Here is a 22,918-nt window from a genome sequence, read left to right on the forward strand (position 1 = left end):
TCATTCGACTGCGAGGACCGTCATGACCCAAACTGCCACCGCCATCCGGATCGGGATCGATCAATACGGCGATGCCGGCGTGCTGCGCCGCGTGGATGCGCCCGTCGCGCCGCCCGGCGTTGGCGAGGTGCGGATTCGCCAGACGGCCGTCGGCGTGAACTTCGTCGACATCTATTTCCGGACCGGCGCGCATCCGCTGCCCGCGCTGCCGGACGCGCTCGGTGTCGAGGCGGCCGGCGTGATCGACGCGGTCGGGCCCGGCGTGACGGATCTCGCGCCGGGCCAGCGCGTCGCTTATGCCGGGTTGCCGACCGGCAGCTACGCGACCCTGCGCACGTTGCCGGCCGCGCGCGTGCTGCCGGTGCCCGACGGGCTGAGCGACGATGCGGCCGCTGCCGGGTTGCTGAAAGGGATCACGGTCTACATGCTGCTGCATCGGGTCCGGCAGGTCCGCCCGGGCGACACGGTGCTCGTGCACGCGGCGGCCGGCGGCGTCGGGTTGCTGGCCACGCAATGGGCGCGCGCGCTCGGCGCGCGGGTGATCGGCACGGTCGGATCGGCGGCGAAGGGCGCGCTCGTCCGGGCGCATGGCGCGGAGGCGGTAGTCGCGTATCGCGAGGAAGATTTTGTCGCGGCGGCGCGCGCGTTCGGCGGCGGCGCGGGCGTCGATTACGCGATCGACGGGATCGGCGGCGATGTGCTGACCCGCACGCTCGGCGCGGTCAAGCCGTACGGGATGGTGGCGAGCATCGGGCAGGTGGCCGCGGTCGGCGCGCGGCAGACGATCGATCTCGACGAGCTCGGGCCGGCGCGCTCGATCGCGCTGGCCCGGCCGAGCGTGCTCGGGTTCATCGCGCGCGACGTCGGCGGCTACCGGGAAGCCGCGCGCGTGACCCTTGAGCGGCTGGCGGGCGGGATGCACGTCGAGATCGGCGCGCGGCTGCCGCTCGATCGAGTAGCCGATGCGCACCGGATGCTGGAAGCGCGCGCGACGACGGGGGCGGTGGTGCTGGTGCCGTGACCCGGAGGCAGGCCGCAATGGGATGGGGAGCTGTGCAGGGTCCGTCAGGCGGCGGGCCGGTCGAGTCGCCGCCCGCCTGCGCCGTCAAGCGCCCTTGCGCAGCGGCGCGTCCTCGACGAACCACGCGAGCACGAACGCGATCGCGATCGTGCTCGCCGCCGCCAGATACACGACGTGCAGCGACCCCGCGAACGCATCCAGGTACGCATGCCGCACCGCGTCCGGCAACTGGTGCACGGCGGCCGGGCTGAGTGCGCGCGGCAGCTCGTTGCCCGCCGGCAGCGCCTGCACGAGCCGCGACTGCAGGCCGTTCGAGAACAGCGCGCCGAACGCCGCGACGCCGAGCGAGCCGCCGATCGAGCGGAACAGCGTGACGCCGGACGTCGCGACGCCCATGTGGCGGAACGCGATCGTGTTCTGCACCGCGAGCGTGAGCACCGGCATCACCATGCCGAGCCCGATGCCGAGCAGCGCCATGTAGCCGTACATCGTGTGCAGCGGCGTGTCGAGCGTCAGCGTCGCCAGCAGCGCCATCGCGATGCCGCCGGCCAGCGTGCCCGCGATCGGGAACACGCGGTACTTGCCGAACCGCGAGATCAGGCGGCCGCTCACGACCGACATCGCGAGCATCCCGCCCATCATCGGCAGCAGCTGCATGCCGGCCTGCGACGGCGTCGAGCCCTTCACGACCTGCAGGTACAGCGGAATGAACGTGACGGAGCCGAACAGCGCGATGCCGACGACGAAGCCGATCAGGCTGCACAGCACGAAGGTGCGGTGGCGGAACAGCGCGAGCGGCATGATCGGTTCGGCGGCGAGCCGCTCCTCGTACACGAAGCCGCCGACCGCCACGACGCCGAGCGCGAGCATCATCCACAACTGCGGCGACGACCACGGCAGCAGCGAGCCGCCTTCGCTCGTAAACAGGACGATGCAGGTGAGGGCGGTCGCGAGGAACGCGGCGCCCATGTAGTCGATCCGGTGCTTCACATGCGCGGTGTGCGGCTTGAACGCGATGCCGATCACCGCGAGCGCGACCGCGCCGAGCGGCAGGTTGATGGTGAAGATCCAGCGCCACGACAGGTGCTCGACCAGGAAGCCGCCGAGCAGCGGCCCGACGATCGTCGCGAGCCCGTACACGCCGCCGAACATCCCCTGGTAGCGGCCGCGCGCGTCGGGCGGGATCAGGTCGCCGATCGCGGCCATCGTGACGACCATCAGGCCGCGGCCGCCGAGCCCCTGCACCGCGCGCAGCAGGATCAGCTGCGTCATGTCCTGCGCGACGCCGCACAGCGCCGAGCCCGCGAGGAACAGCACGATCGCCGCCTGCAGCACGATCTTGCGGCCGTACAGGTCGCCGAGCTTGCCGTACAGCGGCAGCACGACGGTGGACGACAGCAGATACGCGGTGACGACCCAAGACAGCTGGTCGAGCCCGCCGAGTTCGCCGACGATCGTCGGCAGCGCGGTGGACACGATGGTCTGGTCGAGCGCGGACAGCAGCATCACGAGCAGCAGCGCGGCGACGATCAGCCCGACGGGGGCATCGCGGCGGGCTGCGTCGACGGCCGGCGGGCGCGAAACGGTTTCGGTTTGCATGGAAGATGCCTGCTTAGGCAGTGAATTGTCCGGAAATATAGAGGCTTGAAGTTGCCTGGTCAATTTCTGCCGATGCTCGAATTGTTGTAGGCGTAACAGGAGGTTGATGTACGCGGAAATTGACGTGGATCACGCAAAAAAGCAGGGACGGACTCAAGTTTTTTGCAGGCAAACCGTAATACAGCGTGCCGCGCGCCGTTTGCCGCGGCTTTTTTCATACCGCCCACGTTCCGTCATGAACCTGAATGCCCTGTTTTCCCGTTTCTCGATCCGGACGCGGATCTTCTCCACGCTCGGCCTGGTTGCGGGCCTGCTCGTCGTCTCGGGGCTGATCGGCCTCGCCGGCATGCAGAGCTCGAACCGCGCGCTCGAGGAGGCCTATTCGCGGCAGCTGGCGGCGAAGAACGCGCTCGCCGCGGCGACCCTGAACCTGACGTTCGTGCGCACGACGCTCGACCGCGCGATGCTGCACCCCGAGGCGCCGGACGTGCCGGATCTCGTGAGCAAGGCGGAAGGCTACCTGTCGAAGGCGGACGCCGAGTGGCGCACGTACGCGGCGATGCCGCACGACGGCGACGAGACCGCGCTCGCGAGCCGCATGGACGCCGCGCGCCAGGCGCTGGTCGGGCAGGCGCTCAAGCCGATGGCCGACGCGATCCGCAGCGGCCGCCGCGACGAGGCCGACCGGCTGCTGATGACGGTCGCGCCGCCGCTGTCGGTCGCGCTCACGCAGGCCACCAATGCGCTCGACGATTTCCAGGCCGCGCGCGGCAAGGAAGTGTTCGACACCGCGCAGACCTATTACAACTGGCTGCGCGCCGGCGCGGTCGCCGGCATCGCGTTCGGCCTCGCCGCGTGCCTGGGCTGCGCGATCGGCCTGCATTTCGCGATCTCGCAGCCGGTCGAGCGGCTGCTCGGGCACTTCCGCCGCCTGTCGGGCGGCGACCTCACGTCGGAAGTCCGCTGGTCGTCGCAGGACGAGATGGCCGAACTGGTGAAGGGCGTGACGGGCATGCAGCGCAGCCTGGTTGACACGGTGCGCCAGGTCACGCAGGGTTCCGAGGCGATCGTCACCGCGACGCACCAGATCGCCGCGGGCAACACCGACCTGTCGCAGCGCACCGAGGAGCAGGCCGCCGCGCTCGAGCAGACGGCCGCGAGCATGGAGCAGCTGACGGCGACGGTGAAGCAGAACGCCGACAACGCGGCCCAGGCGCAGGCCTGTGCGGACAGTGCGTCCGACATTGCGTCGAAGGGCGCGGCGGTGGTCGGCGAGGTCGTCGACACGATGAACGAGATCGACCAGAGCTCGCAGAAGGTCGCCGACATCATCGGCACGATCGAGGGCATCGCGTTCCAGACCAACATCCTCGCGCTGAACGCGGCCGTCGAAGCCGCGCGCGCGGGCGAGCAGGGCCGCGGCTTCGCGGTGGTCGCGGGCGAGGTGCGCACGCTCGCGCAGCGCTCGGCGTCCGCGGCGAAGGAAATCCGCACGCTGATCGGCGAATCGGTCGAGCGCGTCGCGAACGGCTCGCGGCTCGTCGGCGTGGCCGGCTCGACGATGCAGGACATCCAGCAGGCGATCGCGCGCGTGACGAGCATCATGACCGAGATCGCGGCGGCGTCGAACGAGCAGCGCGACGGCATCGAGCAAGTGAACCGCGCGGTGTCGCAGATGGATCAGGTGTCGCAGCAGAACGCGGCGCTCGTCGAGGAAGCCGCGGCAGCCGCCGCGTCGCTCGAGGAGCAGGCCGACGTGCTGCGCCGCGCGGTGGGCGCGTTCCGCGTCGCCTGACGCGGGCAGGCGGGAACCGGCCCGGGCGGATGGACGTTCGGGTTACGCCGCCGTGAGCTGCCCGGCCGCGCGCGACGACGCGACGAGCAGCAGCTTCATCGTCGCGCGGGTCGCGCCGACGAACAGCTTGCGGGCCGCGCGCGCGTCGAGCGTGTCGAAGTCGATCTCGGTGAGAATCACGCACGGCGCCGACTGGCCCTTGAAGCGGTAGATCGAATCGAGCAGCACGTCGCCGTCGACGTATTCCGGGTTGCCGAACAGGTCGTACTTGCCGGTGAAGCGCTTGACCCGGTGCGGCCCGAGCTGGTCGAGCGCCGCGAGCGCCGAGCTTTCGCGGCCGCGATACGACAGCACCGCGATGTCCTGCTTGCGGAACCCGAGCGACAGCGCGTGCGTGATCGCGCGCTTGGTCGCGTCGATGCAGGCGTCGGCGAGTGCGGCGGGCGGCGTGTCGGCATCGCCGTACGCGGACACCGCGAGATCCGAGCCGTCGAACGGGCTGCCCGAGCGCAGCTCGGCGGCGAGCGGCTCCACGCGGCCGACCACGTCGCGCACGAAGTCGAGCAGGTCGCGCGGGCTGCGGTAGTTCGTGAGCGCCTTCAGCGTGACCCAGCCCGGCAGCGCGACCGGCTCGCGCATGTAGAGGTTCTGCAACGGATCCTCGAGCCACCACCACGCGCCGTCCGGCGCAAGCAGCCGCTCCAGCGCCACCGCCCACGACGGATGAAAATCCTGCCCCTCGTCGACGATCAGCACGTCGAAGCGCCAGCGCTCGGGCACCGGCGTGTCGGCGAAGCGCGCCGCGAGCCGCTCGAACGCGTCGGGCGCCTGGAAATCGGGCGTATGGCCGCTGTCGCGCACGACCCAGTCGCACAGCTGGTGGTAGTTCGCGATCTTCGCGCCGGGCGGCGCGATGCGCGCGATGTAGTCGGCAAGCGGCCGGTTGAAACACACGTAGAGCACGCGCCGGCCCGCGGCGACAGCGTCGCGCATCGCCTGCACCGCGAGCTGCGTCTTGCCCGAGCCCGCGGTGCCCGTCACGCGCAGCCGGAACGGCGTGAACTCGAGCTGGCGCGCCCACGCGGCGAGGCCGCCGGACAGCCGCGTGACGAGCGTGCCGGCCTGCCCGACGAGCGCGCTCGTATCGGGGGCGAGCGCCAGTTCGTCGGCGAGGAAATGGTGGATCTTCGGTGCGTTCGCAAAGCGCGGCTCGTCGGCGGGCAGCAGTTGCAGGATCACCTGCGCGAGCTGCGCCTTGCGCGCCGCGTCGACGATGCGCTCGGCGGGCACGCCCGCGATCGCGGCCTGGCGGACCGCGTAGTCGGGGCAGTAGAGCAGCGCATCCACGCCGTAGACGCCCGCGCCGAGCGCGGCCGTCAGGCGGCGGTGCAGCGTTTCCTGGGTGCGCGCGAGCTGGATCGGCACGTTGCGCTCGGTCTGCAGGTAGACCTTGACGAGCCCCTTCGGCGTCTCGCGCAGGAAGCCGGCCTTCTGTTCGATCAGCAGGATGCGCCCGGCCGGGCTGACGACCACGAACGCCGCTTCGCCGAACACCGAGAAGCCCTGGTCGGCGCGGGTCCAGTGCACGCCGTGGTACACGGTGTAGTCGTCCGGCAGCGCGTGTTCGAGGGCGGCGAGCGTCTCGCGCTCGCGTTCGGCCGCACCGGTGGCGGCGAGGCTTTTCCAGTCGTCGGGGATGAGGCGGGCCATGGCGTCGGGCGCGGCGGATGCCGGCGGGCGTGAACGGGTGCGGCTATTGTACTGAGGAACCCGTGCGCGGCCGTGGCCGCGGCGTGCGCGCCGGCAGTCGGGCCGGCGGTGGAGGCGTGGCGGCGCGCGGCGCTCAGCCGCGCGCGAGCCGTTTCGCGAGATCCGCGCTGAGGATCGCCATGCGTGCGGGCTTTTCGTAGCAGACCGCGTCGAACGCGCGGATCGCTTCGCTGATGTCGGCCTCGCTCGCGCGGCCGGTGAGCAGGTCGCCGGTCAGCACGAAGATCGGCGCGCCCGGGTTGTCGGACGTGCGCACCGCCTTGATCGCGGTGGCGGCCGTGCAGTCGTCGAACAGCCATTCGGTGACGACGGCGTCGAACGCCTGGCCCTGCAGCGCGTCGACGAAGGCGGCGAGGCCGTCGAATGCGGCCGTCGCAAAACCCTGCCGTTCGAGATAGCGGCACAGCTCGGTTGCGCTGACGCGATCGGGGTCGATCACGGCGACGAGCAGCTTGTCGTTCTCCGCGCGGCGCGGGTAGATCTCGATCTTGTGCACGTCGTACGCGTTCTGGTAGAGCACGCCGCTATGGCGCAGCACGCGCCAGCGGCCGTTCTGCTCGTACGCGACGAACTCGGGGCGCGCGCCTGCCTCGAGCGGCGCGCCGATCCAGGCGGTGCACGGGATCTCGGCGACCCCCGCGTACAGCACGGCTTCCTGCGAATACGCGCCGACCATGCCGGGGTCGAGCGTCTGCGCGCCGAACAGCTGCGCGGCGGGCTCGCCGTACGCTTCGGCAACCTTCTTGATCTGCGAGAGGGTCCACGGGCTGCTGCCGCGCAGCTTGCGGTGGCCCTGGGAAAAGCTGAGGTCGAGGATACGGCACAGCTCGGTGGTCTGCTGCCGCTTGCCGATGCCGTTGCGAGTCATCAGCTCGCGCACGCGCTCGGCAACCGCGAGGGAATCCGTGGTGATTGCTTCAGTGGTCATGCTACGGGAACGGATCGGGTCGAATGACGTTCAGGACGACGCCTTGCGGCGGAACTCGGCGGACAATCGGTTGCGATGTCCGGTGGCGAGCCGACCGGCCACGCGCGGAAAAGATAACTTTACCGCAAAATGGCATCGGTTCCTCGTTGCGATAGGTGCGATTGTGTGAAAGGTGTTTCGCAACGTTACGGGGCGCGATCCCGAGTTTCGCGCATTACTCACCAACAAGAAATAATGACGACAACGTACCCGCTTCACGACACGCTTACGCATGCCGACGCGGCCTTTCCGGCCGAGGCCGACGTGGTGATCGCCGGCGCCGGCATCATGGGCTGCGCAGCCGCGTACTACCTGGGTTTGCGCGGCCTGAAGGCCGTCGTGCTCGACAAGTCCCGGCTCGCCGGGCAGCAGTCCACGCGCGCGTGGGGCTTCGTGCGCCAGCAGGGGCGCGAGGCGGCCGAGGTGCCGCTGATGATGGCCGGCATGCGGATCTGGGAAGGATTAGAGGCCGCCCTCGGTTTCGATCTCGAATGGCGTCAGGGCGGCTGTCTCTATATTGCGGACAACGAAGCGGACTGGGCGTCGTTCCAGGCGTGGCTGAATGTCGCACGCGACCACGGGCTCGACACGCGCACGCTGACGCCCGCGCAGATCGGCGAGCACGTGAACGGCCTCGCCGCGCCCGCGCTCGGCGGCCTCTACACCGCGAGCGACGGCCAGGCCGAGCCGCGGCGCGTGGCCGCCGCGTTCGCCGCGCGTGCGCGCGAAGCCGGCGCGCGGTTCTTCGAGGGCTGCGGCGTGACGGCGATCGAGACGGCCGGCGGCGCGGTCGTCGGCGTCATGACCGAGCGCGGCGCGATCCGCACGTCGCGCGTGATCTGCGCGGCCGGCGCGGCGAGCTTCCGGCTGCTCGACGCGCTCGGGATCCGGCTGCCGCAGCAGGCCGTGCGCGGCACCTGCATGCGCACCAACGTGCTGCCGCCCGTGTCCGCGTCGACGATCTGGGGGCACGGCCTCGGCATCCGCCAGCGCAGCAACGGCGCGATCAATCTGGCCGACGACATGCAGGTGGACGTCGACCTGACGCTCGGCCACCTGCGTGGGCTGAGCGTGTTCTGGCCGGAATTCTGGTCGCAGCGCGAGAAATTCCGGCTGCACCTGAATGGTGCAGCATGGCGCGACCTGGTCGCGCGCATCGGCGGCGGGCCCGGCCCGATCGAGCCGCGCGATCCGCAGCCGCAGCCGAACCGCGCGCACGCGCCGCGCGCGCTCGCGAAGCTGAAGGCGATCTTTCCGGCGCTGAAGGATGCGCAGGTCGTCGAGGCGTGGGCCGGCCTGATCGACGTGCTGCCCGACGGCATTCCGGTGATCGACGCGCCGGGCACGCCCGCCGGGCTCGCGATCGCGACCGGCTTCTGCGGTCACGGCTTCGCGATGGGGCCGATCGTCGGCCGGCTGCTCGCCGAATGGGTCGACACCGGCGCGCCGTCGCTCGACCTCGCCGCGTTCCGCGCGCGGCGTTTCGTCGACGGCACGATGGTGCGGCCGCGCAGCATGCTGTGACGGGCGGCGCGCGCGGGCCGAATGCCCGAGGCCTTCATCCGATGAGCGCGCCGGGTCCGGTCAGCCGCGCCGCCCGGGCGAGTGTCATTTCCCGGTGTCCTGGGCGCCGCGATTGAAGGCGACCGCCGGCCGCGCGCTGCCTGCTCCCCACGCCTCGGCCGGCCGCCCGACGTGCAGCGTGTCGAGCAACTGTCCCATGCCGGCGAACACCCGGTAGGCGCTCGCGGCTTCCGCATACTGGCCGCCGATGTAATCGATGCGCGCGCTGTAATACTCGTTCTCGGCATTGAGCAGATCGAGCAGCGAGCGCTGCCCGATGCCGAACTGCAGCATGTACGCTTCGCGCGTCGCCGCACTGGAATCGACGTACTGCTTGAGCACGACCATCCGGTCGCGCGCGGTGAGGTACGCGTTGTACGCATGCGAAACGCTTTCCTGGATTTCGAGGCGCGTGCGGTTGCGTTCCTCTTCCGCTTCGCGGATCTGCGCGTGCGCTTCGCCGATGCGCGCCTTGTCGGCGCCCCCTTGGAACAGGTTGTAGCGAAGACGCAGCATCACGCGGCGGTCGTTGGTCGGCCCGAGCACGCCGTCGCGGTCGTGGCTCGCGCTGAGCTCCAGGTCGAGGCGCGGCCACAGCGCGGCCTTGGCGCCGTCGTACCGCGCGCGTGCCTGGGCCACGTCCGCCTCGGCGCCGGCGAGCGACGGGTGGTTCGCCAGCGCCGCGTCCAGCGCGAGGCGTTCGGTCGGCGGCAGCGCGCCTTCCGGCGCCACCGGCTTGACGAGCGCATCCGGCGCCGAGCCTACGAGACGGGCGTAAGCCACTTCGGCATCCTTCAGGCTGCTTTGCTCGGTGCGCAAGTTGTCCTGGGCCAGCGCCAGCCGGCTTTCCGCCTGGTAAAGGTCGGCGCGGCGCCCGACGCCGCGGTCGCTGCGCAGCTTGATCTGGTCGTGGATCCGGCGATGGGATTCGAGGTTGTCCTCGGCGGCGGCCGTCGTCTCCCGGCGGCGCAGCACTTCGAGATAGGCGCCCACCACGCGCAGCGCCACGTCCTCCGACGTGGAGGCGACGCGATTGGCGGACGAGTCGATGCGCGCCTGCTGACGCGCCACTTCGCTCCTGACCGCGAAGCCGTCGAACAGCATCTGCGACAACGTCACGTTGGCGTTGCGATGCGTGAACGTGGTCCGGTTCAGGCCGAGCAGGCGGGTCTCCACATCGTCGCGCTGCTCCTTGCCGATCGACGCGTCGACGTCCACGCGCGGCCAGTAGCCGGCCCGCGCCTGCTTCAGGCCCTGATCGGCCGCTTCGCGGTTATACGTGGTGGCGCGGACTTCGGGGTTGGTTCTGATCGCTTGCTCGACTGCTTCCTGGAGACTTTGCGCGGCGGCGAGCGACGAGGCGGCGGCAAGCGCCGACGCGAGTGCGAGCACGGCTAGCAGCGGGCAGTTTCGGTTCATCGACTCGGTTTCCTGTCGCCTGTCGCCTGACGGCTGCCAGCAAGCAGCACGGCTCAGGCACGATCGGATATTTCGCGATGCTCGGAATCATGCGGCCGGCGCAGCTCGCCGGAATCACGTTGCGCCTTCTGGCAGCTTAGTCCATTCGACGGATTTCCCGTGAAGATATTCGCGTCGGTGCGCTGCGCAGGATGCGTCGGACCTGCCGCCGCGAGCGACGGCGTGCTGCATTCGATCGCGCGTGCACGCGTCGCTCGCGGGGCGTTCCGGCCGGCTAGACCTCCTGGACGTGGGGCAGCGGCGGCGGGGTGTAAGTGACGACGGTGCCGCTGCCTTGATCGTGCGAAAGCTGGAAGCCGCCGGCCGACAGGTTGCCCTGCAGCGCAACCTGCGCCGTGTGGGCGCCGTCGCTGACGGTCAGCGTGCCGCCCGTTCCGGTGTCGTTGGCCGTGAAGCTGAGCGTCGTGTGGTCGTTGAACAGGACATCCGCGAGATCGAGCGTATCGGCCGCGCCGAAGCCGCTGACCGTGCCGGTGAAGCCGGCGGACTGGTCCAGCTTGAGCGTGCCGGCGGCGCCGTCGGCGAACGTCGTGTTTTCCGCGGACGCGCCGCCGAACTCCAGGGTCGCGGCGCCGCTGATCGTCGCGCTGCCGGCGCCCGTCACGTCGCCGTGGATCGTCAGGTTGCCGTTGTTGGCCCACAGGTTGCCCGTGTTCGCCACGGCGCTGTCGATCACGAGGCCGCCGCTGCCCGTTGCCTCGAGCGTGCCCGTATTGACGACGGCGTGGGCGCCCGTGTCGATCACGAGCGCGTTGGCGCCGCTGGCGACGATCGTCCCTTCGTTGACGAGCGTCAGCTGGCCGGCGCCGAGCTGGCCGGCCCCGGCGATCGTGTTGTCGACGTTGACGAGCGTCGCGTCCGGCGTGCTGCCGAAGATGACGTTGTGGCTGTCGTCCGACAGCGTCACGTGTCCGCCGCCTTCCAGCGTCGCGCTCTTGACGAGCACCTCGAACCGGGTCAGGTCGCCCGTCGATCCGAGCGCGATCGTGCCCGTGTTGTCGATCGTGCCGCCGACGGGAAGCATCGCGCCGTCGTTGACCGTCATGACGCCGGCGTTGGTCGTGACCGCCTCCTGGTCGAACACGAAATTGTCGCTGGTGAGGTCGGTGGCGTGAACGCCCGTCACCGTGATGGTCGCGCCGTCGCCCAGTGCAATCACCGCGTTGCCGTTGGCGTCGTCCGTCATGTGCGCCTGGACGTCGCTGAAGCTCGTGATGCCGGTGAAGCCGACGAGGTCGATCTTGTCGGCGGCGAGGTCGAGATTGTGCAGCGTGTCGTGGCCGATCGGCTGCGCGAACACGAACAGGTCGTGACCGGCGGATCCCGTGAGCTGATCGTCGCCCGACCACGCGAAGATCGGCGCGTTGGCCGCGAACGCTTCGACGTTGTCGGCGACCGTGACGGCCTGGTGGCTGCCGTCCGCGGCGGTCCAGGTTTCGGTCACGGTGAGCACCGTGGCGCCCGTGAAGGAAGCGGGCGGCGTGACGGTGAGTGCGCCGAGATCGCTCGTCGGGACGAGCCATGCGCCGTTGCCGAGGTCGGTGCCGGCGTTCAGCGTCCAGCCGGACGGGATGCCGGCGATCGTCACCGCGAGGTCGGACGCATGGCCCGACGGATCGGCCAGCGCCAGATTGATCTCGGATCCGGCGACGCCGGCGGGCGCCGCGTGCGTCGAGGATCGCGTGTTGCCTGCCGTGTCCCACTCGGTCACGGTGAGGGAGTCCTTGTTGAGGTTGAGGCTCTGTTGCGTGAAGGTCCAGGTGCCGGCGTTTTGCTGCGTTGCGCTGTAGTCGGCGTTGGTGGTGTTGTCGTGGACCGTCACTTTCCAGACGTTCGATGTGTCGGTGGTGGCTGTGAGCGTGTTCCCGCTGTATTGCCACGACAGCGTGGACGGGGCGGTGGTGTCGAGCGTGAAATTGAAGCTGGTCGCGTTCGAGATGTTGCCCGCCACGTCGATCTGGCGGACCTGGACGTTGTTCGTGCCTTCGACGGCGCTGAAGCTGGTGTTCCAATGGCCGCCATTGTCGACGCTGTATTGCACGGTGGCGCCGGTTTCGATGCCGGTGAGGTTCAGCGTGCCGACGTTGGTGACGTGGTCGGAGGCGCTGCTGCCGGAGTCGGTGGTCAGGGCGACACCGGGTGCGGCCGCCGACGTATCGAGCGTGAAGCTGAACGACGTCGCCGACGAGGTATTGCCGGCGACGTCGATCTGGCGGACCTGGACGTTGTTCGTGCCTTCGACGGCGCTGAAGCTGGTGTTCCAATGGCCGCCATTGTCGACGCTGTATTGCACGGTGGCGCCGGTTTCGATGCCGGTGAGGTTCAGCGTGCCGACGTTGGTGATGTGATCGGATGCGCTGCTGCCGGAATCGGTGGTGAGCGCGACGCCGGGGGCGGCCGCCGACGTGTCGAGCGTGAAGCTGAAGGAGGTCGCCGACGACGTATTGCCGGCGACGTCGATCTGGCGGACCTGGACGTTGTTCGCGCCTGCGACGGCGCTGAAACTGGTGTTCCAATGGCCGCCATTGTCGACGCTGTACTGCACGGTCGCGCCGGTTTCGACACCGGACAGGTTCAGCGTGCCGACGTTGGTGACGTGGTCGGAGGCGCTGCTGCCGGAGTCGGTGGTCAGCGCGACACCGGGTGCGGCAGCCGACGTATCGAGCGTGAAGCCGAACGACGTCGCCGACGAGGTATTGCCTGCCACGTCGATCTGGCGGACCTGGACGTTGTTCGTGCCCTCCAGGGCACCGAAGCTGGTGCTCCAGTGTGCACCGTTGTCGACGCTGTATTGCACGGTGGCGCCGGTTTCGATGCCGGTGAGGTTCAGTGTGCCGACGTTGGTGACGTGGTCGGAGGCACTGCTGCCCGAATCGGTGGTCAGCGCGACGCCGGGCGCGGCGGCCGAGGTGTCGAGCGTGAAGCTGAAGGAGGTCGCCGACGACGTATTGCCGGCGACGTCGATCTGGCGGACCTGGACGTTGTTCAATCCTTCGACCGCGCTGAAGCTGGTGTTCCAATGCGAACCGTTATCGACGCTGTATTGCACGGTGGCGCCGGTTTCGACACCGGTGAGGTTCAGCGTGCCGACGTTGGTGACGTGGTCGGACGCGCTGCTGCCGGAATCGGTGGTCAGCGCGACACCGGGCGCGGCGGCCGAGGTGTCGAGCGTGAAGCTGAACGACGTCGCCGACGAGGTATTGCCGGCGACGTCGATCTGGCGAACCTGCACGTTGTTCGTGCCTTCGACGGCGCTGAAGCTGGTGTTCCAATGGCCGCCATTGTCGACGCTGTACTGCACGGTGGCGCCGGTTTCGATGCCGGTGAGGTTCAGCGTGCCGACGTTGGTGATGTGATCGGATGCGCTGCTGCCGGAGTCGGTGGTCAGCGCGACACCGGGTGCGGCCACCGACGTATCGAGCGTGAAGCTGAACGACGTCGCCGACGAGGTATTGCCGGCGACGTCGATCTGGCGAACCTGCACGTTGTTTGTGCCTTCGACCGCGCTGAAGCTGGTGTTCCAATGGCCGCCATTATCGACGCTGTACTGCACGGTGGCGCCATTCTCGACGCCGGTGAGGCTCAACGTGCCGACGTTGGTGACGTGATCGGATGCGCTGCTGCCGGAATCGGTGGTCAGCGCGACACCGGGCGCAGCCGCCGACGTGTCGAGCGTGAAGCCGAACGACGTTGCCGCCGACGTATTGCCCGCGACATCGATCTGCCGGACCTGCACGTTGTTCGTGCCCTCCAGGGCACCGAAACTGGTGCTCCAGTGCGCACCGTTATCGACGCTGTACTGCACGGTGGCGCCGGTTTCGATGCCGGTGAGGTTCAGCGTGCCGACGTTAGTGACGTGGTCGGACGCACTGCTGCCGGAGTCGGTGGTCAGGGCGACACCGGGTGCGGCCGCCGAGGTATCGAGCGTGAAGCTGAAGGAGGTCGCCGACGACGTATTGCCGGCGACGTCGATCTGCCGGACCTGCACATTGTTCAATCCTTCGACCGCGCTGAAGCTGGTGTTCCAATGCGAACCGTTATCGACGCTGTATTGCACGGTGGCGCCGGTTTCGATACCGGTGAGGTTCAACGTACCGACGTTGGTGACGTGGTCGGAGGCACTGCTGCCGGAATCGGTGGTGAGTGCGACACCGGGTGCGGCAGCCGACGTATCGAGCGTGAAGCTGAACGAGGTCGGGTTGGACGTGTTGCCGGCGATATCAGTCTGCCGGACCTGCACGTCGTTCACGCCTTCGGTTGCGCTGAAGCTGGTGCTCCAGGTATGACCACCGTCGATCGAGTATTCGACGGTCGCGCCGGTTTCGACACCGGTCAGGTTCAGCGTGCCGACATTGGTGATGTGATCGGACGCGCTGCTGCCGGAATCGGTGGTGAGCGCCACGCCCGGTGCGGCGGCCGACGTGTCGAGCGTGAAGCTGAACGACGTCGGATCGGATGTGTTGCCGGCGATGTCGGTCTGGCGGACCTGCACGTCGTTCAGGCCTTCGGTTGCATTGAAACTGGTGCTCCAGGTGTGGCCGCCATCGGTCGAATATTCGACGACCGCGCCGGTTTCGACACCGGACAGGTTCAGCGTGCCGACGTTGGTGATGTGGTCGGACGCACTGCTGCCCGAATCGACCGTCAGCGCGACACCCGGCGCAGCCGCCGAGGTATCGAGCGTGAAGCTGAACGACGTCGCCGACGACGTATTGCCGGCGATGTCGGTCTGCCGGACCTGCACGTCGTTCAGGCCTTCGACGGCGCAGAAGCTGGTATTCCAGGTGTGGCCGCCATCGGTCGAATATTCGACGACCGCGCCGGTTTTGACACCGGACAGGTTCAGCGTGCCGACGTTGGTGATGTGGTCGGACGCACTGCTGCCCGAATCGACCGTCAGCGCGACACCCGGCGCAGCCGCCGAGGTATCGAGCGTGAAGCTGAACGACGTCGCCGACGACGTATTGCCGGCGATGTCGGTCTGCCGGACCTGCACGTCGTTCAGGCCTTCGGTTGCATTGAAACTGGTGCTCCAGGTGTGGCCGCCATCGGTCGAATATTCGACGACCGCGCCGGTTTCGACACCGGACAGGTTCAGCGTGCCGACGTTGGTGATGTGGTCGGACGCACTGCTGCCCGAATCGACCGTCAGCGCGACACCCGGCGCAGCCGCCGAGGTATCGAGCGTGAAGCTGAACGACGTCGCCGACGACGTATTGCCGGCGATGTCGGTCTGGCGGACCTGCACGTCGTTCAGGCCTTCGGTTGCATTGAAACTGGTGCTCCAGGTGTGGCCGCCATCGGTCGAATATTCGACGACCGCGCCGGTTTCGACACCGGACAGGTTCAGCGTGCCGACGTTGGTGACGTGGTCGGACGCGCTGCTGCCGGAATCGGTAGTCAGGGCCACGCCCGGTGCGGCAGCCGACGTATCGAGCGTAAAGCCGAACGAAGTCGGATCGGACGTGTTGCCGGCGATGTCGGTTTGCCGGACCTGTACGTCGTTCACGCCTTCGACCGCACTGAAGCTGGTATTCCAGGTATGACCGCTATCGGTCGAATATTCGACGGTGGCACCGGTTTCGACGCCCGTCAGGTTCAGCGTGCCGACATTGGTGACGTGATCAGACGCGCTGCTGCCGGAGTCGGTGGTCAGGGCGACACCGGGGGCAGCAGCCGACGTATCGAGCGTAAAGCTGAACGACGTCGGATCGGACGTGTTGCCGGCGATATCGGTCTGGCGGACCTGCACGTCGTTCAGGCCTTCGACGGCGCTGAAACTGGTGCTCCAGGTATGACCGCCGTCGGTCGAGTATTCAACGGTCGCGCCGGTTTCGACACCCGTCAGGTTCAGCGTGCCGACATTGGTGACGTGGTCGGAGGCACTGCTGCCCGAATCGGTGGCGAGCGCCACACCGGGCGCGGCGGCCGACGTGTCGAGCGTGAAGCTGAACGAAGTCGGATCGGACGTGTTGCTGGCGATATCGGTCTGCCGGACTTGGACGTCGTTCAGGCCTTCGACGGCGCTGAAGCTGGTGCTCCAGGTATGACCGCCGTCGATCGAGTATTCGACGGTGGCACCGGTCTCGACACCGGTCAGGTTCAGCGTGCCGGCGTTGGTGACGTGGTCGGAGGCATTGCTGCCCGAATCGGTGGTGAGCGCCACGCCCGGGGCGGCAGCCGAGGTATCGAGCGTGAAGCCGAACGAAGTCGGAACGGACGTGTTGCCGGCGATGTCGGTCTGCCGGACTTGGACGTCGTTCAGGCCTTCGACCGCGCTGAAGCTGGTGCTCCAGGTATGACCACCGTCGATCGAGTATTCGACGGTGGCGCCGGTTTCGACACCGGTGAGGTTCAGCGTGCCGACGTTGGTGACGTGATCGGACGCACTGCTGCCCGAATCGACCGCCAGCGCGACACCCGGCGCAGCCGCCGAGGTATCGAGCGTGAAGCTGAACGAAGCCGGGTTGGAGGTGTTGCCGGCGATGTCGGTCTGCCGGACCTGCACGTCGTTCAGGCCTTCGACGGCGCTGAAGCTGGTGTTCCAGGTGTGACCGCCATCGATCGAATATTCGACGGTCGCGCCGGTCTCGACACCGGTCAGGTTCAGCGAGCCGATGTTGGTGACGTGATCGGACGCGCTGCTGCCGGAATCGGTGGCGAGCGCGACGCCCGGGGCGGCAGCTGACGTATCGAGCGTGAAGCTGAGCGAGGTTGCCGACGACGTATTGCCGGCGATATCGGTTTGCCGGACCTGTACGTCGTTCACGCCTTCGACCGCGCTGAAGCTGGTGTTCCAATGGCCGCCATTGTCGATGCTGTACTGCACGGTGGCGCCGGTTTCGACGCCGGTCAGGTTCAATGTGCCGACGTTGGTGACGTGATCAACAGCACTGCTGCCCGAATCGACCGCCAGCGCGACACCCGGCGCAGCAGCCGAGGTATCGAGCGTGAAGCTGAAGGAGGTCGCCGACGACGTATTGCCGGCCACGTCGATCTGGCGAACCTGGACGTTGTTTGTGTCTGCGACGGCGCTGAAACTGGTGCTCCAGTGCGCGCCGCCATCGACGCTGTACTGCACGGTGGCGCCGCTCTCGACCCCGGTCAGATTCAGCGTGCCGATATTGGTGATGTGATCAACAGCGCTGCTGCCGGAATCGGTGGTGAGCGCCACACCGGGCGCGGCGGCCGACGTGTCAAGCGTGAAGCTGAAGGAGGTTGCCGACGACGTATTGCCTGCCACGTCGATCTGGCGGACCTGGACGTTGTTCGTGCCTTCGACGGCGCTGAAGCTGGTGTTCCAATGGCCGCCATCGTCGACGCTGTACTGCACGGTCGCGCCGGTTTCGATGCCGGTGAGGTTCAGCGTGCCGACGTTGGTGATGTGATCGGATGCGCTGCTGCCGGAGTCGGTGGTGAGCGCGACGACGGGCGCGGCAGCCGACGTATCGAGCGTGAAGCTGAACGAGGTCGCCGCCGACGTATTGCCCGCGACGTCGATCTGCCGGACCTGAACGTTGTTCAATCCTGCGACGGCGCTGAAACTGGTGCTCCAGTGCGCACCGCCTTCGACGCTGTACTGCACGGTGGCGCCGGTTTCGACACCGGTCAGGTTCAATGTGCCGACGTTGGTGACGTGATCGACAGCACTGCTGCCCGAATCGACCGCCAGCGCGACACCGGGCGCAGCAGCCGACGTGTCGAGCGTGAAGTTGAACGACGTTGCCGCCGACGCATTGCCCGCGACGTCAACCTGCCGAACCTGCACGTTGTTCACACCTTCGACGGCGCTGAAGCTGGTGCTCCAGTGCGCGCCGCCATCCACGCTGTACTGCACGGTGGCGCCGCTCTCGACCCCGGTCAGGTTCAATGTGCCGACGTTGGTGACGTGATCAACAGCACTGCTGCCCGAATCGACCGCCAGCGCGACACCCGGCGCAGCCGCCGACGTATCGAGCGTGAAGCTGAACGACGTCGCCGCCGACGCATTGCCTGCAACGTCAACCTGCCGCACCTGCACGTTGTTCGTGCCCTCGATCGCACCGAAGCTGGTGCCCCAATGCGCACCGCCATCGACGCTGTACTGCACGGTCGCGCCACTCTGAACCCCGGTCACATTCAGCGTACCGACATTCGTGACGTGATCGACGCCGCTGCTCCCCGAATCGACCGCCAACGCCACGCCAGGCGCCACAGCCGCGGCCGTATCGAGCGTGAAACAGCAGGACGCCGCCGCCGACACATTGCCGGCGACATCGATCTGCCGGACCAGCACGGTATTCGTTCCCTCGACCGCGCTGAAGCTCGTGTTCCAGTGCGCGCCGTTGTCGGTGCTGTACTGAATGGTCGCGCCGTGTGCGACTCCGCCGACCGAAAGTGTGCAGTCCGACGTGATGTTGTCGGCGGCAGAACAGCCCGTGTCGTGCGCCAGCGCGACGACAGGGGCGGGCGGCGCAATGTTGACATAGGCGGTCGCCCAGCTCAGCGTGCCGTTGCCCAGCCGGATCGCGTACGTGAAGCTGTCCTGCGCATAGCCGAGCGTATTGAAGCTGTTCGACAGCCATGACGCATCGAGGTGGCTCGCATCGTACCCGACCTTGCCGTCCGACGTGATCCAGATGTGCGCGCCGTGCGCGCTGTAATCCATGCTCACGGCTTCGGCTCTCGCCGTGTCCTGCGTCAGCAGCGCGGTCTGCTCGAGCGCGACGGTCGCTTCGGTGCCGGAGTCGAGCGAGTAGAGCGTCTTGGCCGCGCCACCGAGATCGTTCGCCATCACGTTCAGGTAGACGGTGGTGAGCGTATTGTCGGTGAGCCCGGTCTGCGCCGACGTAAACACGTCGTTTGTCGCCTGAGGCGTATTGCCCATGGACACCGCGGTGCCGTTCGAAGTCGTCGCCATGTCGTGCTCCCCGTCCTGTCCAATGTGTATTGATGCAGGCGTTCCGCCGCCCGATGCGACGCTCGCCCGCGGATCTGCAAATCGATCGTCGTGTCAGCGCTCGCGCAACGCCATGTCCTTGGTCTTGATGACGGGCTTGAGCAGGTAATGCAATACGGTCCGGCGGCCGGTCCGGATGTCGACCGTCGCGATCATGCCCGGCACGATCGCGACCGGCTGGCTGCGGCCGCTCGGCTTGTTCTGCCGGGTGCGCACCAGCACGCGGTAGTAGCTGTCGGGTTTCTCGCCGGGGCGGTCGGGCACGATCGTGTCGGCGCTGATGTCCTCGACGACGGCCGGAAAGCCGCCGTAGATGGAAAAGTCGTACGCGGAGAGCTTGACCGTCGCGTCCTGCCCCGGATGCAGGAACGCGATGTCCGCGGGCCGCACGCGCGCTTCGATCAGCAGCGTGTCGTCCAGCGGCACGATCTCCAGCAGATCCATCCCCGGCTGGATCACGCCGCCGACGGTGTTGATCTTGATCTGCTTGACCATGCCCTTCAGCGGCGCCCGCACCAGCGTGCGCGTGACGCGATCCTCGAGCGCCACATTGGCCGCGCTCAGCGCGGACTGTTCGGCGCGCGCCTGGTTCAGCTCCTTCATCGCGTCGGCGCGGAAGTGCGCGGTCGTTTCGTCGATCTTCTGGCGCGCTTCGCGATAGGCGGCTTCCAGCCGCGGCATCGCCAGCCGCGTCGCGTCGAGGTCGCCTTTCATGTCGTTGGCCTGCCGTTCGAGCCGCAGGACTTCGACATCGGATACCGCGCCTTTCTGCACGAGCGGGCTCGTCAGCGCCAGCTCCTTCGCGACGAGGCCATAGCTATGCTGAAGCTGCGCCTGGCGCGAACGTTTCTCCGCGAGCTCCTGGCGATGTTGTTCGGCCTGTTGCCTCAACACGTCCAGATTGGCCTGCAATTCGCGCTGGCGCGATTCGAACAGCGAGCGCTCCTCGTCGAGCAGGCCGGGGCTCGTCTGCGCCAGCCGATCGGGCGCGACGAACGCGGTGCCGTTCGCCTCGGCGGTGAGGCGCGCGATCCGGGCAAGCAGCGCGGCATCCTTCGCCTGTCCTTCCTTGTACGACGACGTGAAGCGCGTATCGTCGATGCGCATCAGCGGCTGGCCTTTCTGCACGACCTGTCCCACGCGCACCATGATCTCGGAGACGATGCCGCCCTCGAGGTTCTGCACCACCTGCACCCGGCTGGACGGGATCACCTTGCCTTCGCCGACGGTCACTTCGTCCACTTCGGCGAACGCGGCCCAGGCGAGGGCGATGACGAAGAAGGCGAGCGTCGCCCAGAGTATCCAGTGGCTGAAATAGCGCGGCCCTTCCATTGCCGCCGCGCAGCGCTCGCGCATGAACGCCGTATCGTCGGCGCGCGGCTTGAGGGCCGCGCCGATCCGCGCGGCCAGCGCCTTGAGCGCCGCGGCGCGGTTCATCGTCGGCGTATCCGCGCCGTCGGGTTCAGCCAGCAGCGACATGGAGCGTCCTCCCTGCAAGCGCGGCCAGGACCTGGTCCTTCGGGCCGTCGGCGACGACGCGGCCCTGATCCATCACGATCAGGCGGTCGACGAGCGTGAGCAGCGACGGGCGATGCGTGACGAGCAGCAGCGTGCGGCCCTCGAGGCGGGCCGCGAGCCGCGCCTTGAACAGTTCCTCGGACCGGTTGTCCATCGCGCTGCTGGGCTCGTCGAGCAACAGCACCTGCGGCGACAGCAACATCGCGCGGGCGATTGCGACCGCTTGACGCTGTCCGCCGGACAACGCTTCGCCGCGCTCGCCGACGGCGAGATCGAAGCCGTTCGGCAAGCGGTTGACGAAGTCGGCGACCCCGGCGACCTGCGCGGCGCGCAGCACGGCGTCGTCGTCCACGCCGGGCGCGCCCAGCACGATGTTGTCCCGCACGGTGCCGTTGAACAGCATCACGTCCTGCGGCACGTGGCCGATCCCGCGCCGCAGCGCGGCGGGATCGTACTGGCGCAGCTCGATGCCGTCGATCAGCACGTTGCCGGAAGCGGGCGGATAGAGCCCCAGGATGAGTTTTTCGATCGTGGTCTTGCCCGAGCCGACGCGTCCGATGATGCCGACGCGCTCGCCCGCGGCGATGCGGAACGACACGCCGTCGAGCGACGTGCCGCTCTGGCCCGGGTACGCGAAGCCGACGTTCCGGAATTCGATCTCGCCGCGCAGTGCCGGCCGGTGCACGAAGCGCTGGTCGGCCGGGCGCTCGCCGGGCAGGTTCATCACGCCGCTGATCGATGCCAGCGCGCTGCGGGACTGGTGGTAGCGGGTCAGCAGCGACGCCACCTGGCCCATCGGCGCCAGCGCGCGGCCCGTCAGGGTCGTGCAGGCGATCAGGCCGCCGGTCGTGAGCCGGTCGTCGCCAATCATGTAGACGCCGCACAGCACCACGGCGAGATAGGCCGCCTGTTGGGAGAACATCGCGAAATTGACCGCGCATCCCGACAGCAGGCGCGACTTGAGCCCGAGCCGCGCGATTTCGCCCAGCAACTGTTCCCAGCGGGCCTGCATCGGCCCTTCCGCGCCGTTGACCTTGATCGTTTCGAGGCCGACCAGCGTTTCGATCAGCAGCGCCTGCCGCTGGCTCGCGTGGCGCTGGCTGGCCTGCACGGCCCGTGCGAGCGGCCCCTGCACGGCGACGCCCGCGCCGATCACGAGCGGCAGCGCCATCAGCGGCAGCCAGCCGAGCCCGCCGCCGACCCAGAACATCGCCGCGATGAACACGATCGAAAACGGCAGGTCGATCAGCGCCGCCGCGGTGGCCGACGTGAGGAAATCGCGCACCGCTTCGAATTCCTGGATCTGCGACGCGAATCCGCCGACCGACGGCGGGCGCGCGGCCATCCGGATGCCGAGCACTTTTTCGAACAGGTTGGCGGACAGGATCACGTCGATCTTCTTGCCGGCCATGTCGATGAAATAGCCGCGCAACGTGCGCATCACCACGTCGAACACGATCACGAGCACGATGCCGGCCGCCAGCGCCCACAACGTCTCGAGCGCGTGGTTCGGCACGACCCGGTCGTAGACGTTCATCGTGAACAGCGGCATGGCCAGCGCGAACAGGTTGACCAGCATCGACGCGAGCATCACTTCCGCGTAAATCGGCCACGACTGCGCGACCACGCCCCAGAACCAGTTGCGCGGGCGCGGCACGGCGCTTTCCGCGTCGCGCGCGTCGAACCGGTGGGCGGGGCGCGCGAACAGCACGAGGCCGGCATGGCGTTGCGCGAGCTCGGCCGGGGCGAGCGCTGCCTCGCCGCAGCCGGTTTCGGGAAGGATCACCTGCACGGTGCCGGACGCGTTTCTGCGAACCAGCACGCATGCCTGCCCGTCGTTCAGCAGCAGCACGACGGGCAAGACCGCGTTCGGGATGTCGTCGAGCGCGCGCCGGGCCAGTTTGGCGGAGAGGCCCGCGCGCGACGCGGCCCGGATGAACAGCGCCGGCGTCAGGCGCTGGCCGGCCAGCGGCAGGCCGGCCACGAGCGCGTCGGCGCCCACCGGCCGGTCGAACAGCCGCGTCAGCACGAGCAGGCAGCCCAGCAGCGGATCGTCCTCGATGCCCGATCCGTGGGGCAGATCCCATGTACGCGCGCCTGTCGCGCCCGCCGCGCCCGCCGCGGCGTCCGTCGTTGCGGCATGCATTACAGTACGCCGCCACGCAGGTGACGGTCGGACCGGTGCGGCAGTCCCCCCGGCGCGGATATCCCCGCCGTCAAGCGCTCTGTCGTGCTCATGCGCTACCCCGATGTTGTTCGTTCGATGTT

The 22,918-nt window shown here is 68.4% G+C and carries 10 protein-coding genes; 3 read left to right on the forward strand and 7 right to left on the reverse strand.

Annotated features, from left to right (window positions below; genetic code table 11):
- The first annotated feature begins 22 nt into the window (after positions 1-22).
- Positions 23-1,021: a quinone oxidoreductase family protein gene (locus ABFO07_RS20650; protein ID WP_347469498.1), complete on the forward strand. Its 999-nt coding sequence runs from the start codon at positions 23-25 to the stop codon at positions 1,019-1,021.
- An 84-nt stretch (positions 1,022-1,105) separates the two neighbouring features.
- Here ABFO07_RS20650 and ABFO07_RS20655 read toward each other — a convergent pair whose 3' ends face one another.
- Positions 1,106-2,620, reverse strand: a complete 1,515-nt coding sequence (locus ABFO07_RS20655) for an MDR family MFS transporter (RefSeq protein ID WP_347469499.1) — start codon at positions 2,618-2,620, stop codon at positions 1,106-1,108.
- A 235-nt stretch (positions 2,621-2,855) separates the two neighbouring features.
- Between ABFO07_RS20655 and ABFO07_RS20660 the strand changes: the two genes are divergently transcribed.
- Positions 2,856-4,415, forward strand: coding sequence for a methyl-accepting chemotaxis protein (locus ABFO07_RS20660; RefSeq protein ID WP_059884166.1), 1,560 nt, complete (start codon positions 2,856-2,858; stop codon positions 4,413-4,415).
- 42 nt (positions 4,416-4,457) lie between these two features.
- On the opposite strand, the gene ABFO07_RS20665 is transcribed toward ABFO07_RS20660, so the two are convergent.
- Positions 4,458-6,125 carry an ATP-binding domain-containing protein gene (locus tag ABFO07_RS20665; RefSeq protein ID WP_059960306.1) on the reverse strand — a complete coding sequence of 556 codons (1,668 nt, stop codon included), beginning with the start codon at positions 6,123-6,125 and terminating at the stop codon, positions 4,458-4,460.
- A 133-nt stretch (positions 6,126-6,258) separates the two neighbouring features.
- Complete coding sequence (locus ABFO07_RS20670; protein ID WP_059562852.1) at positions 6,259-7,113, reverse strand: helix-turn-helix domain-containing protein; 855 nt, start codon at positions 7,111-7,113, stop codon at positions 6,259-6,261.
- Between the two features lie 234 nt (positions 7,114-7,347).
- Here ABFO07_RS20670 and ABFO07_RS20675 point away from each other — a divergent pair, with 234 nt between their 5' ends.
- A complete protein-coding gene (locus ABFO07_RS20675) occupies positions 7,348-8,676 on the forward strand; it encodes an NAD(P)/FAD-dependent oxidoreductase (RefSeq protein ID WP_059905937.1) in 1,329 nt (442 codons plus the stop codon).
- Between the two features lie 84 nt (positions 8,677-8,760).
- Here the strand turns inward: ABFO07_RS20675 and ABFO07_RS20680 are convergent, their stop codons facing one another.
- The 4 genes from ABFO07_RS20680 to ABFO07_RS20695 form a co-directional block, all read right to left on the reverse strand.
- Positions 8,761-10,134, reverse strand: a complete 1,374-nt coding sequence (locus ABFO07_RS20680; protein WP_347469500.1) for a TolC family outer membrane protein — start codon at positions 10,132-10,134, stop codon at positions 8,761-8,763.
- Between the two features lie 274 nt (positions 10,135-10,408).
- On the reverse strand, positions 10,409-19,093 hold the full coding sequence (locus tag ABFO07_RS20685; protein ID WP_347469501.1) for a beta strand repeat-containing protein: 8,685 nt from the start codon (positions 19,091-19,093) through the stop codon (positions 10,409-10,411).
- A 93-nt stretch (positions 19,094-19,186) separates the two neighbouring features.
- Complete coding sequence (locus ABFO07_RS20690) at positions 19,187-20,611, reverse strand: HlyD family type I secretion periplasmic adaptor subunit (protein ID WP_347469502.1); 1,425 nt, start codon at positions 20,609-20,611, stop codon at positions 19,187-19,189.
- Entirely contained in the window at positions 20,595-22,796 is a 2,202-nt protein-coding gene (locus ABFO07_RS20695; protein ID WP_347469503.1) for a type I secretion system permease/ATPase, read from the reverse strand. The genes ABFO07_RS20690 and ABFO07_RS20695 overlap by 17 nt, the downstream gene beginning before the upstream one ends.
- Positions 22,797-22,918 lie beyond the last annotated feature (122 nt).

Origin of the sequence: Burkholderia stagnalis (assembly GCF_039848545.1) — a bacterium.
In the GTDB taxonomy this organism is placed as follows: Bacteria; Pseudomonadota; Gammaproteobacteria; order Burkholderiales; family Burkholderiaceae; genus Burkholderia; species Burkholderia stagnalis.